We start from the raw sequence: 12,990 nt of genomic DNA, 5'->3' as shown, positions 1-12,990 counted from the left end.
AGTTCTGCCTTAAGATGCTCACTGCTTGTAATAAAAGACGCATCCTCCGTCAAAAAAGTTCCAAATAAATATAGACTAGGTTAAATATTCGCCGATTGTAACTAAGCTCGTTGTGTCTCATGATTTTGGACATAACAAAAAGACTATCCAGAGCATGAGCTGCTCAAGGATAGTCGATATTATTAACTGATTTTTATTTGTTAGAAATGGCGCTGACGCATTGCTTCAAACAAAAGTACGGTTGCTGCCATCGCTGCATTCAGTGACTCTGCTTGCCCCTTGCTTGGGATAATAACAGCATCATCAACAAGACTGCCTACCTCTTGGGATACACCGCTTCCCTCGTTACCAATCACAATCCAGCGTGAACCTTTGAAATCATAAGAATAACAGGAGTGATCCGCAGCAAGTGAAGTGCTCACGAGAGTCACACCTGCTTCTTTTGCCTCAGGCAAAATCACACTAAGATCAGCTTCTACAACTGGAAGGTGAAAAAACGATCCCATCGTTGACCTGATCGTCTTGGGATTATACACATCCGCGCTTCCGCGTCCCAAAATAACACCATCTGCCCCCGCAGCATCTGCACTGCGGATAATCGTCCCGACATTTCCAGGATCCTGGAGTCGATCCAGCACAATAACGAGACTATCCGGTTTACGTAGTAGTCCATCCGCTTGCTTATCATCTTTACGAATAACGGCAAACACCGCTTGCGGTGTCACCGTATCTGTACATTTAGCAATAACAGCAGCCGATACCCCAATCCATTCTACACCCGCTGTATTCGCATACCCGCTAAGTTCACTCGGAATGCCTTTATCCATATCATAAGCAATACATTCAATCTCAGCACGATGCTCGAGCGCCTCCTGGACCAGATGTATGCCTTCGATGATGTATTTTCCTTGTCTCGTTCGATGCTTCTTCTCGAGAAGCTGAGCCCAATCCTTAACACGAGGATTGTTAACAGAAGCAATTTCCATGTTTAGTTCCCTTCTTTATGTCTTTCACCAATTCATTATTTCTTATTTCGAATAAGCCAGCTCCATTTTACTGAGGTTACCTTTATGACCTACAATAATAAGAACATCATCTTGAAGTATGCTGTCTTCTGCATACGGAGAAATGTTCATTTGCGTCCCCCGCCGAATAGCAATCACGTTGCATCCATAGCGTGCACGAATATCAAGCTGTTTTAAATTTTGCCCTACAATATTTGAAGAAGCTTTCATTTCAAGAATGCTATAATCATCCGATAGTTCAATGTAATCTAGGATATTAGGAGAGGCCAGATGGTGAGCAACCCGCATGCCCATGTCTCTTTCTGGATAAACGACTTTATCTGCACCGATTTTTTCGAGCACCTTGCCATGCAGTTCTGTCTTCGCTTTTACAACCAGTGTACTTATCCCCATATCCTTAAGGATCAGCGTCGTCAGAATGCTGGCCTGAATATCTTCCCCGATGGAGACAACCACTACGTCAAAATTACGTATTCCAAGCGCTCTGAGTGCCTCTTCATCTGTAGAATCCGCAGAAACCGCATGGGTTACTACATTCGATATTTCTTGTGTTCTTTGCTCATCCCGATCAATGGCGAGCACATCAAAACCCATATCGCTAAGAACGTTTGCGACACTGGATCCGAATCGGCCCATACCGATGACGGCATATTGCTTCTTAGCCATAATATGGATACCTCCTGCGGTGCTATCATCCTACGTAGTATACCACAATGTCTGAAAAACTTGAATGTAAGCGAGAGGTGCGGGGAACAGTATAAAGGCAGGAAAAGACTGAATTTGGAGGGACAAGCGAATGCCAATCGTAATGGATTTGCGCCAAGCTATTGTTCACAAGGTGCACGGTAAAACCGATCAAGAACTTAAGGAAATGATTGAAGGTTCCGTCGACGGTCCCGAAGCAGCATTACCGGGTCTTGGCTCTATTTTTGAAATGATCTGGAAACAGCTCTCCGCGGAGAAACGGGATGAACTCGTTAAAGTTGCGCAAGCACATTTAAAGACCATTCAACCCGTGCCATTAACCTAGGATCCACATCTGTTTCTTTTACTGCAAAAAAAGAAATCCTCCGGCCCATAGTTAATGGGACGGAGGATTTTTTATTTAATCTTCGATACCTTGATTTTCTAATTAAATCAGCTGTTTAAGGAGCCATCTCAAGGAATTGAGCAGTCGGGTTTTTATCGATTGCTGTTCTCATCGCGTATTCATTCTCGAATAAAACGACATAATTATCTTTCTTATCCTTAACAAGTACAGAGTTAATCCGGAATTTACTTGGATCTATTTTCTCATCAATAATCCAGCGGGCAAACTGATACGGCATACGCTGTAACTGTACATCTACCCCATACTCTGCTTTCATCCGATGTTCGAATACTTCGAATTGCAGTTGTCCAACTACGCCAAGAATGGTTTCATCGAAGCTCGCTGTACGGAACACCTGAATCGTTCCCTCTTCAGTTAACTGGTCAATCCCTTTTTGATACTGTTTATGTTTCAAGGCATTCTTAACCGTAACTTTGGAGAAAATCTCAGGAGAGAACGTTGGCAATTCATCAAACACAATATTGCCGCCTTGACTCAAAGAGTCTCCAATTCGGAAAATGCCGGGATCAAACAAACCGATAATATCTCCAGGATAAGCTTCCTGAACGATATCCCGATCTTGAGCGAGGAACTGTTGCGGTTGAGACAGCTTGATCTCTTTGCCTGCTCGTACATGGCGTACACTCATTCCGCGTTCGAATTTTCCTGATACAATCCGAAGGAATGCAACACGGTCACGGTGAGCAGGATTCATATTCGCCTGAATTTTGAATACGTATCCGCTGAACTTCTCATTCGTCGGCTCTACCATACCTTGCGTACTGCGGCGCGGTTCAGGTTTAGGTGCAAGTTCGAGGAAGTTCTCTAAGAAGGTTTGAACACCAAAGTTATTTACCGCACTGCCAAAGAACACCGGAGTTAATTCCCCTTTTAATACTTTCTCATAATCAAACTGATCTCCAGCAACATCCAGAAGCTCTAAATCCTGTTTCAACTGCTCATGTAAAAACTCACCCGCCATCTCACGAATTACCGGGTCTTCATAACTGTCTACTTTTTGTACTTGGATGTTGGAGTGGTCATCTCCTTGGAATAATTCAACCTGATTTTTCATCCGATCGTATACTCCGCACAGTTCCCGTCCCATTCCGATTGGCCAGTTCATTGGTACCGAACGAATTCCGAGTACGTTCTCCAGCTCCTCCATCAAATCAAACGGACTTTGTCCTTCACGGTCCAATTTGTTGATAAACGTAAAGATAGGGATTCCACGTTTTGCGCAGACCTGGAACAATTTAATCGTCTGAGCCTCGACCCCTTTAGCCACGTCAATCAGCATGACTGCACTATCGGCTGCAGTAAGCGTACGGTACGTGTCTTCACTGAAATCTTGGTGACCAGGAGTGTCGAGAATGTTAATACGGTGTCCATTATAATCAAACTGCATAACAGAAGACGTTACAGAGATCCCCCGTTGCTTTTCAATTTCCATCCAGTCACTCGTCGCGTGCTTACTAGCCTTACGCGCTTTTACTGTTCCTGCAAGACGAATCGCACCCCCGAATAAAAGAAGCTTTTCCGTTAGTGTCGTTTTCCCGGCATCCGGGTGAGAAATAATCGCAAACGTACGACGTTTGTCGACTTCTTTCTGTATAGCATGTTCTTGTGATTTACTCATTTTGTTATCCCTCTTACCCTTCAGTAAATTAATATAAGTATCTGTATATTTACTATTTCATATAGGCTCTTCTTGTGAAATGTAAAGGCAGTCCCTCTGCAAACCTCTATAACATAATAAAAGTTTTGAGTGGTTACTCACAAGGGTGCCACCTTCCTTTCGTTACAAGAGTGAATTTTACTTTCCTAAGTACGATTAATTCGACCAAGTTAACTTTCCTATTGTACCACATTTGTTTATTATTTTTACCTGTAATCCCATCCGTATATATATTAATTTCTTGAAAATATTCTGTTTTAGAACAAATGAGACGGGTAATTCTACGATACAACCTATTAGCTAAATGGAGGATGACAACTTATGAATATTTACGAACAACAAAAAAATGGAACTCCAAAACAAACACAAGCTAGTCAACCTGGTGTAGAATCCCAAATGGATCCTCGTCCCATTCAGCCTCTTGATTACAAAGGCAGTGAAAAATTAAAAGGTAAAGTGGCTCTTATTACAGGTGGAGACAGCGGAATAGGGCGTGCTGTTGCCATTGCTTATGCAAAAGAAGGTGCTCACGTAGCTATTAACTATCTTTCCGATCAAGAGCAAGGTGATGCAGAAGAAACCAAAAATTATATTGAGGCAGAAGGTGTCAAAGCACTGCTTCTTCCTGGCGATGTGTCAGACGAGAACACATGTAAAGAAATCGTCGATAAAACAGTAGAAGAATTCGGTAAACTTGATATCCTCGTCAATAATGCTGCTATTCAGTTCGTAGTGGAAGGAATTGAGAACATTACGAGTGAACAATGGGATAAAACATTTAAAACAAATATCTATTCCGTTTTCTATATGACTAAATATGCGGTACCACACCTTAAGGAAGGAAGCTCCATTATTAGCACGACTTCCGTTAATCCTTACGTTGGGAACCAAGTATTTATTGACTATACTTCAACCAAAGGAGCCATCGTTGGGTTTACCCGCAGTATGGCCCAAAGTCTCGCTAAGAAAAACATTCGAGTAAACATGGTAGCTCCAGGTCCAATCTGGACTCCACTAATTCCTTCTACTATGGACGAAGACATGGTAGAAAGTTTTGGTCAAAATGTACCTATGGGTCGTCCGGGACAACCTGCTGAACACGTAGGAGCCTACGTTCTGCTTGCTTCTGACGAAGGTTCTTACATGACCGGTCAGTGTATCCATGTAAACGGCGGTATGACGATGTCTTCCTAAGCCTTATACGATAAGTCTTATCCAATAATGAGAAAAAGCAGGCATTCTCCGTAGAGAGTGACCTGCTTTTTCATTGTCATGCAAATTAATTATTTTTGATCCACACTACATTATCTTCGTCCTGACCATTAACCGGCCACCAGAAGTATCCATCTTTCGCCAGTAGATCTTCTGTTGCTTTCGGTCCCCAGCTTCCCGCAGGATATGTCTCAATATCGCCTGGATTCTCTGCCCATGCAGCAGCAATCCGGTCTACGAATGACCAAGCTGTCGCCACTTCATCCCAACGAGTAAAGTAAGTAGAATCCCCTTTCGTTGCATCATGAATAAGTCGCTCATAAGCTTCCGGAGAGTTAATTCCAATCATACAGCTCTGACAGAAATCCATTGCGAGCGGCTCAATTTGTGAGTCTGTCCCTGGTTTTTTCGCATTAATCTTAATGTAGATTCCTTCCATTGGATTCACACGAATAACGAGTAAGTTAGGTTCGAGCTTATGCTTTTGACCCAAATAGACATTGTTTGGCATCGATTTAAACTCGACTACAATCTCTGTTGTTTTCACAGGAAGACGCTTCCCCGTACGAATATAAAAAGGTACACCCGCCCAGCGGAAATTATCTACAAATACACGGGCTGCAAAATAAGTCTCTGTATTAGAGTTAGGATCTACCTTCTCCTCCTGACGATATCCAGGAAGTTCAGTGCCTCTCACTTCACCTGCTGTGTATTGACCGCGTACTACGTTGTTCTTCACATCATCACTTGTAGCAAAAGGACGAAGCGACCGAAGAACTTTCACCTTCTCATCTCGAATATCTTCAGGAAGCAGCCTGCTAGGTGGTTCCATAGCAATCATAGTGAGCATTTGCAACATGTGATTCTGTCCCATATCCCGAAGCGCACCTGCGGAGTCATAGTAACCTCCGCGCTCTTCCACTCCTACCGTTTCACCAAGTGTAATCTGAATATTCGCAATATGTTTGTTATTCCACAAAGGTTCAAAGAACGCATTACCAAACCGAATAACTTCAATATTTTGCACCATTTCTTTACCCAGATAATGATCTATACGATAGATCTCTTCCTCGCGGAATACTTCCCGAATCTGCTCATTCAATTTCTCAGCTGAGGCCAGATCATATCCAAAAGGCTTCTCAATGACAAGTCTGTGCCACCCTGCGCTCTCTAGAAGTCCACCCTCTTTTAAATTATAGGACACACTGCCGAATAGCTCAGGAGCCAAGGCAAGGTAGAACATACGGTTACCCGGAATATCAAACTTCGTTTCTAGTTCCTCAGTCAGAACACTCAGCTCACGAAAACCATCGACATTATTAATATCAAGAGATTGATACTCGAAGTGCTCTGCGAATGTTGTCCATTCTTCACTTTCAATTGAATCACAGGAATAACGACAGAACTCCTGGATGGATGTATGTACATCAAGTCGGAACTCATCACGTGTACGAGGGCGACGTGCCAAACCGACAACTGCAAAATCCTGTGCTAATTTCCCTTCGCGGTACAAACTATAAATGGCTGGGAATAGCTTGCGCCGAGCAAGATCTCCTGTAGCACCAAAAATAAAAAATACGGCACCCGAAGTCTTGAGTGATTCCAATGGTTGATTAGTATTCATGGCCCCTTCTTTCCCCTATATATCATAGATTTTTTAGTATATTAAAATGTGTCTCAAGTGGACTATCGCCTTTTCCACATAAGCAAAAGTCATTTATGTTGAAGACATTTTAGCATAAGTGTTCCTTCGAAAGCTACGAACTTTCTCTGCTAATCTTTTACTTTCAATAAACATTCATCAAACCTTCACTTTGATGCCTTTGTTTTAATATTCACCTTGATCGGCGTACTTAATCCTTCCAAGCAGAGTTATTTTCACTCGCTTAGTCCATCGTCCAAACCTATTTAACTCTGTAAGAATATAAATATCTTGACTACTATCTTATTTAATGAAGAGGTGTACTATATGTATCCTGTCAACCCTTTAACTCCAGAGGTACTAAGCCGCCATTGTGGAAAGATGGTTTGTGCGGTAACAAAAGACGGCCGGCGTATTTTCGGCAGACTTAAAGCATGCAATAATACACACATCTTCGTTGCAGATGAACGCCGTAATCAATATCGTCCATGCCGAGCATACAAATCCAGCATCCTTGAGACAAATCCAAAAACAGAAACGACAAAAAAGAAAAAGAAACGTAAACCAAACGCGAAGATCAAAGGTTTTTATCCTTACGGCGGATATGGCGGTTACGGCTATGGAGGCGGATGGGGAGCTGGATGGGGCTGGGCTTTAGGTTTAACAGCTCTGGCTTTGTTATTCCTTATCTAATCTGGATTTAACTGCTCTTTACTAAACTCTTAATTGAATTTAAAAAGGTGCGTTTCTTTTCTTCCTTACGAAGACAAGAATCGCACCTTACATATGTGTATGTTCATTCTGCTAATCCATTCTTATAAGCATAGATGGCGGCTTGTGTACGATCATCTACATCGAGTTTTGCTAAAATGTTGGTCACATGAAATTTAACTGTCTTGATCCCAATGATTAGCGTATCTGCAATGTCTTGATTAGATTTACCCTGAGCGAGCAATCGTAAGACATCCATTTCGCGATCCGTTAAATCTTCATGTGCTTTCATTTGCGCAGGAGGTTGTCTAAAGCGATTCATCATTTTGGATGCAACTTGTGATTCCAGTACAGACTGCCCGCGATCCGCTGCCCGAATTGCATCTGCAATTTCTGTAGCACGTGACGTTTTGAGTAAATAACTAAATGCTCCAGCTTCAATAACTGGATACATCTTTTCATCGTCTAGATAACTGGTAAGCACAATAACTTTGCAATCAGGCTGTAGTTTAAGCAGTTCTCTAGTGGTTTCAATTCCGTCCATCCCGTCCATCACGAGATCCATCAGTACCACATCAGGTTTATACTCTTTAGCAAGCCGGAGACCTTCTTCTCCACTACCTGCTTCTCCGATCACTTCAATCCCTTCTTCGGTATCCAGTACTGCAGCAAGACCAATTCGTACCATTTCATGATCATCGACCAAAAGCACTTTGATATTTCTCTCCATCAATTCATCTTCCATAACCTGGTGCTACCTCACTTTCTTTATCCATCACAGGAACTGTTATTTCTATTCTTGTTCCTTTACCTGGTGCTGTAATCCAAAGAATAGAACCTCCAATTTCGTTAACACGTTCCTGCATATTAGAAAGGCCATAGGAGGCCTGTTTTTTATCATCTAACTCAAAACCTTCTCCATCGTCTCGAATGACGACCTTTACTGCCTGATCTTTTCGCAGAATCCGAATTTCCATCTTTTCTGCTTTTGCATGTCTAAGCGTGTTAGACATGGCTTCCTGAATAATGCGGAAGAGGTGATTTTCCACTCCTTTTACCAAATGAATATTCTCATCCATCTCAAACAATATTTCCATAGGGACTTTCACTTGTAGTTCTCTTACTAACTCTCTAAGGCCCTGCTCAAGATGTTTCCCTTCTAAATATACAGGCCGCAAATGAAGCAAAAGTGCCCTCATTTCAGATTGTGCGACAGCTGACATTTCTTCGATGAGCGCCACTTGTCTCTTCGCACGATTAAAATCTTTGTCGAGTGTTCTGCCGACTGCCGTAGCCGTCATCGAGATAGCAAAAAGCTGCTGAGATACCGCATCATGCAGTTCTCGAGCGAGTCGCTGTCTTTCCTCCACGATAGCGGAGATCCGAGCCTTCTCTGCAAGCTGTGCATTATTCGTCGACAAGCGCTGTAAAGAACTCACTTGTTCTTCCCACTTTTTACTGATACGAGAAAGTTGTTCCCCTAGTCTCCCGATCTCATCACTTCCTAGCTCAGGAACAGCTCTCATCACACTGCCTTTTTCCCACTGCAATAATGTCTCCCGAAGCCTCTCTAGTTTCACCTTTGTTCGATAAGCTTGAAGGAATCCGTAGCAAGCACCCACACCTACTAACAATAATACGAGAGTTGCTCCGAACGGAATCCATCGATCCCATGTCGACCAAGGAGTTAGAAAGCCATAAGATGAAAGAATGTAAATGATGACAGCCCCTAGCAATACAGAAAACAAAATGCCCTGTCCCATGCCGCGAGTCACCATATTTTTTGTCTTTTCGGAATGCATCCGGAACCTCCCCTCCTATAGATAGTATTACGTTAGTTTTACATCAAGGTCTCCAATTAAATAGGAAATTACAAATTTAACTTTGTATTCACTTCCGGCATATCCAGGGGATTGATAAACCAATCTGTTCATTCCGCCGCTTTTCTGGTCATCTCCAAACTTTTGTCTTCCGAATAGCACAAATGCTTCAATTTCTACACCGTAATCTTCAGGGATCGACAAATCAATATCACCCATCACACCCTGTAAATAAATGACCGTTTCTTTTTCTTCAGGAAGTGCAAGAGAAAGATCAGCATCTACTTCTCCTATAACATGCCATATACTGGTGTTCCGAAGAATCCAAGGTGCTTGATCCCATGCATAATTAGACATAAAGTTCTGATTAATTATATATCCTTCGCGCGGCTGAACTTTACGACCTTTCCAATAAAACACACCGAGTGAAATCAACATTATTCCTACCACAAGGATGAGATTATCTAGAATAATAATTGCTGTTCCTGCCCACATCAAAGTACGACCTTTTTTGATGTCCCCTGACTTGTGTTTGTAATATCCAAAGATCAATAAGAGCAGTGCAACGATAGTAAAGAAACTCAAGAATCTTCCTAGCAACATCATTAAGCCAATCCCTATTGCCAGAACAGCAAACAGCGACTTTCCTCTACTCATTCGTCACACCCCCTTTTATTGGATAACAAGAGTTGCCTCTCGTTTCATCCGTATTATGTATATCATCAATTCACATGCAAAAAAGCTAAGAGTAATATCCCGCACTACAATTCATGTTCTTTCAGTAAAAAGGCCATACGAAGGATGAACTCCGTATGGCTTTTCCACGATACTTAGGATATCATATCCTATGATACATTGGGTAGTTTATTCTTTTGGAGCTTCAGAAGTTGAAGCTTTTCCATTTAATTTACTTTTCAATGCTTCCAGCTGCTCATTAACTTGAAATTGTTTTTCTTGATCTACAGAATTAGGAGTATATGAGCTGGAGCTGTAAGGTACACGCATTACATCTGCTTCTGCTTCGAGTTGCATAATTTTTTCTTCCATACGGTGGAATCCTAATGATGCATTGCCGCTCTCAATGGAATGAACACTGTTAATTTGGGACATTTGCTTTCTTGCTTTTGCCATTTGGGCACGAGATACAAGCTCGTTACGTTTGTTACGCATTTTGTAGAACTCATCTTTCATATCATGCAGTTGTTGTACAAGTTCTTTCGCTTGAGTCTCGGATTCAGCATGCAGATTCTGATATTCAGATACTTTTTGATCGTAGTAAATTTTTTCTTCCAGCAGCTTGCGTGCTACTTCTTCTTGACCATTGATAAGTGCAGATTCTGCCTGTGCTTCACGTTGTCCACCAAGACGCTCTGCCTCTTCCAAACGTTGTTTCATACGGCGCTCATTAGCCATTTGTTTTGCAACCGTAACCTCTGCTTCACGAATCTCTGCTTCCATATCCCGAATGTACTGATTAAGCATTACGATTGGATCTTCTACTTTATCAAGAACCTCATTTACCGACGCTTTTGTCATATCTTTAATTCTTTTAAATACTCCCATTTTATAATTCTCCCTTCTCATACTTTGATAGTTTTTTACGTAGTTCTTCGTTTTCTTTTTTCAATGCTTTTTTCTCGATATCTTCCATCATGGAGTCCAAATGATCTTCTTTTGGAGCCCCGAATCCTCTATCAAAACGATTGCTGTTATAACGATTGTCTCTAGGAGTTCCATAACCTTGTGAGTCATAGCCTTGAGGATTAGAGAATCCTCCGCCAGGGTACCCTCCCATTCCAGGTCCTGGAGCATATGGATCATAAGGAGGGAAAGGTTCTTTCGGTACAACTAGTGCAGCAAGAAAGTACAGGAAGATCGGTACACCTGTAAAGAATGTGACTACAATGAAGATCACCCGCACCAGAGTTGAATCCATACCTAGCGTTTGAGATAAACCGCCAAGCAATCCTGTTACTTTTTTATCACGTCTAGAGCGATATAGCTTACTCATATATAGTTACTCCTTTCCTCCGGAATCCAACTTTTTCTTAAGCTTTGCAAGCTCTCTTTCAAGTAAGTCAGATACGGAATGCTGTAATGAATTGCGTTCTTGCTCGCCTCGACGAAGCTCACGAAGGCTTCTTGCTTCATATTCCAGATCTGAGACTCGATCCTCAAGTCTTCCGAACATACCTGGAATTTGAGTGCCTCCCATTTTGCCCGCTCGTTCGTTCATTCGTTGCTGGAGCTGAATCGTCTGCATTCGTGCATAGTAGTACTGACGTTTGCTATAGACGGTTTGGTATTCGGTCTTTAATTGATCCAGTTGTTCTTCTAGCTCCGTTAATGCGTCTCTACTCTGTTCATAAAGTCCGATATATTGGTTGTATTTTTCTTCATATAGCATTTTTTCTTGTAGAGCCAGTTTAGCAAGATGATCTTCTTCTGCTTTGAGTGCAAGCAGTGCTTGCTCTTCTCGTTTGATGATCATCGCTTTGGCTTCATCTACCTGCTGCTTCAATTGTCTTGTATGACGTGAATACTGCGCATGCAGTTTTTCTACCTCACCGATCTCATTTCTTGTATCCATAAGAAATTGGTCGATCATTTTCACAGGATCTTGACTTTGTTCTAAATGTTCATTAATCGTAGCTGCGGTTATATCCCGCATTCGGCGAAACACACTCATTCTTGTTTACCTCCCTTTTCTCTATTGCTCTTTCCTTAATACCTTTTTACTCCTCTACCTCTTAACATGGATATACCGAAGATGATAAGTCCAATTGCAAGAAGCGGTCCGATAAGCCATGCAAGTTTACTGAGCAAGTAAAGTACGCCGATAATCAGAATGATGTAACCAAAAAGCGCATTCCCTCTTTTAATACCGTAATATCCAATCGCAATCATAATCACCGGTATTAGGTAGCTCATAATCGTTCCAGAGATAAATCCGAGAAAAGGAATAAATTTACCAAGTAACAATAATGCTCCGATGGCGATCAGAATGATGGCCAAGTTTTTCTCTTTCGTGTACCTCATAATTTGTTATCACCGCCTCTTTTGTGTACTACGTGTTTCTCATGTCTTTATTTTAGGTAATTTTCGCGATTTATAAAACGGACCCCGGACGGTTCTTTATCCTAGACTCAGGTCGGGGATCATCCCGGACCCTTAAGTAATCCATGAGTATAAGTCAACTGAAACCTCAGATCGACGAACGGATTTAGCCTTATAAAAACCTATAGGTCTATTCAAGCTCTATTTACTTCCTCAGGTTCCAACCACGCCACAAACTTACATGATTCATAACATTAACTTATGATATGAAAATAAAATAAGGGTTATATTACTGAATTCAGTAATATAACCCTTATTTTTCTATGCCGGTGAAGGGACTCGAACCCCCACGGTTTCCCTCACGATTTTGAGTCGCGCGCGTCTGCCAATTCCGCCACACCGGCTTATTCTATAGTATGTGCCCTAAGAGATTCGAACACCGGACCTTTTGATTCGTAGTCAAATACTCTATCCAGCTGAGCTAGGGCACAGACTAGATATGCGGAAGACCAGACTTGAACTGGTACGATAGTCACCTACCGCAGGATTTTAAGTCCTGTGCGTCTGCCGATTCCGCCACTCCCGCTTATAAAAAATGGAGGCGCCACCCAGATTCGAACTGGGGATAAAGCTTTTGCAGAGCTGTGCCTTACCACTTGGCTATGGCGCCGTAAATATTGGAGCGGACGACGGGAATCGAACCCGCGACCCTCGCCTTGGCAAGGCGATGCTCTACCGCTGAGCCACGTCCGCAA

General features: G+C 42.2%; 14 protein-coding genes and 5 tRNA genes. 3 read left to right on the top strand and 16 right to left on the bottom strand.

What is annotated here, in order from left to right; genetic code table 11:
• Window positions 1-200 precede the first annotated feature (200 nt).
• Entirely contained in the window at window positions 201-986 is a 786-nt protein-coding gene (locus tag H9647_RS16290) for a TrmH family RNA methyltransferase (RefSeq protein ID WP_191801864.1), read from the bottom strand.
• Window positions 987-1,028: 42 nt separating this feature from the next.
• On the bottom strand, window positions 1,029-1,700 hold the full coding sequence (locus H9647_RS16285) for a potassium channel family protein (protein ID WP_191802290.1): 672 nt from the start codon (window positions 1,698-1,700) through the stop codon (window positions 1,029-1,031).
• 121 nt (window positions 1,701-1,821) lie between these two features.
• On the opposite strand from H9647_RS16285, the gene H9647_RS16280 reads away from it, so the two are divergent.
• Complete coding sequence (locus tag H9647_RS16280; RefSeq protein ID WP_191801862.1) at window positions 1,822-2,055, top strand: small acid-soluble spore protein SspI; 234 nt, start codon at window positions 1,822-1,824, stop codon at window positions 2,053-2,055.
• Window positions 2,056-2,170: 115 nt separating this feature from the next.
• On the opposite strand, the gene H9647_RS16275 is transcribed toward H9647_RS16280, so the two are convergent.
• Window positions 2,171-3,754, bottom strand: coding sequence for a peptide chain release factor 3 (locus tag H9647_RS16275; protein WP_191801861.1), 1,584 nt, complete (start codon window positions 3,752-3,754; stop codon window positions 2,171-2,173).
• A gap of 360 nt (window positions 3,755-4,114) precedes the next feature.
• On the opposite strand from H9647_RS16275, the gene H9647_RS16270 reads away from it, so the two are divergent.
• Window positions 4,115-4,987, top strand: a complete 873-nt coding sequence (locus H9647_RS16270) for an SDR family oxidoreductase (protein WP_191801859.1) — start codon at window positions 4,115-4,117, stop codon at window positions 4,985-4,987.
• An 85-nt stretch (window positions 4,988-5,072) separates the two neighbouring features.
• On the opposite strand, the gene zwf is transcribed toward H9647_RS16270, so the two are convergent.
• Complete coding sequence (gene zwf / locus H9647_RS16265; protein ID WP_191801857.1) at window positions 5,073-6,629, bottom strand: glucose-6-phosphate dehydrogenase; 1,557 nt, start codon at window positions 6,627-6,629, stop codon at window positions 5,073-5,075.
• A 345-nt stretch (window positions 6,630-6,974) separates the two neighbouring features.
• Between zwf and H9647_RS25825 the strand changes: the two genes are divergently transcribed.
• Window positions 6,975-7,340 (top strand): hypothetical protein, encoded by a 366-nt coding sequence (locus H9647_RS25825; protein WP_225229353.1) that lies wholly within the window; start codon window positions 6,975-6,977, stop codon window positions 7,338-7,340.
• A 103-nt stretch (window positions 7,341-7,443) separates the two neighbouring features.
• Here H9647_RS25825 and H9647_RS16255 read toward each other — a convergent pair whose 3' ends face one another.
• The 12 genes from H9647_RS16255 to H9647_RS16200 all read right to left on the bottom strand — a co-directional run bounded on the left by H9647_RS16255 (window position 7,444) and on the right by H9647_RS16200 (window position 12,988).
• Window positions 7,444-8,088 (bottom strand): response regulator transcription factor, encoded by a 645-nt coding sequence (locus H9647_RS16255; protein ID WP_191802287.1) that lies wholly within the window; start codon window positions 8,086-8,088, stop codon window positions 7,444-7,446.
• Between the two features lie 4 nt (window positions 8,089-8,092).
• Entirely contained in the window at window positions 8,093-9,160 is a 1,068-nt protein-coding gene (locus tag H9647_RS16250) for a sensor histidine kinase (protein ID WP_191801855.1), read from the bottom strand.
• 27 nt (window positions 9,161-9,187) lie between these two features.
• A complete protein-coding gene (gene liaF, locus H9647_RS16245; protein ID WP_191801853.1) occupies window positions 9,188-9,835 on the bottom strand; it encodes a cell wall-active antibiotics response protein LiaF in 648 nt (215 codons plus the stop codon).
• Between the two features lie 207 nt (window positions 9,836-10,042).
• Window positions 10,043-10,741 carry a PspA/IM30 family protein gene (locus H9647_RS16240; RefSeq protein WP_191801851.1) on the bottom strand — a complete coding sequence of 233 codons (699 nt, stop codon included), beginning with the start codon at window positions 10,739-10,741 and terminating at the stop codon, window positions 10,043-10,045.
• A 1-nt stretch (window position 10,742) separates the two neighbouring features.
• Window positions 10,743-11,189: a PspC domain-containing protein gene (locus H9647_RS16235; RefSeq protein WP_191801849.1), complete on the bottom strand. Its 447-nt coding sequence runs from the start codon at window positions 11,187-11,189 to the stop codon at window positions 10,743-10,745.
• 6 nt (window positions 11,190-11,195) lie between these two features.
• Window positions 11,196-11,867 (bottom strand): PspA/IM30 family protein, encoded by a 672-nt coding sequence (locus tag H9647_RS16230; RefSeq protein WP_191801847.1) that lies wholly within the window; start codon window positions 11,865-11,867, stop codon window positions 11,196-11,198.
• Between the two features lie 35 nt (window positions 11,868-11,902).
• Window positions 11,903-12,217, bottom strand: a complete 315-nt coding sequence (locus H9647_RS16225) for a LiaF transmembrane domain-containing protein (RefSeq protein ID WP_191801845.1) — start codon at window positions 12,215-12,217, stop codon at window positions 11,903-11,905.
• A 342-nt stretch (window positions 12,218-12,559) separates the two neighbouring features.
• A tRNA-Leu gene (locus tag H9647_RS16220) sits at window positions 12,560-12,639 on the bottom strand.
• A 13-nt stretch (window positions 12,640-12,652) separates the two neighbouring features.
• Window positions 12,653-12,725: transfer RNA gene (locus H9647_RS16215), tRNA-Arg, on the bottom strand.
• 10 nt (window positions 12,726-12,735) lie between these two features.
• A tRNA-Leu gene (locus tag H9647_RS16210) sits at window positions 12,736-12,821 on the bottom strand.
• Between the two features lie 10 nt (window positions 12,822-12,831).
• Window positions 12,832-12,905 (bottom strand) — tRNA-Cys (locus tag H9647_RS16205).
• Between the two features lie 8 nt (window positions 12,906-12,913).
• Window positions 12,914-12,988 (bottom strand) — tRNA-Gly (locus H9647_RS16200).
• Between the last annotated feature and the right edge of the window lie 2 nt (window positions 12,989-12,990).

Origin of the sequence: Paenibacillus gallinarum (genome assembly GCF_014836635.1) — a bacterium.
Classification (GTDB): Bacteria; Bacillota; Bacilli; order Paenibacillales; family Paenibacillaceae; genus Paenibacillus; species Paenibacillus gallinarum.
The sequence above is the reverse complement of the archived record's forward strand: the minus strand, read 5'-3'. Positions and strand labels throughout refer to the sequence as shown.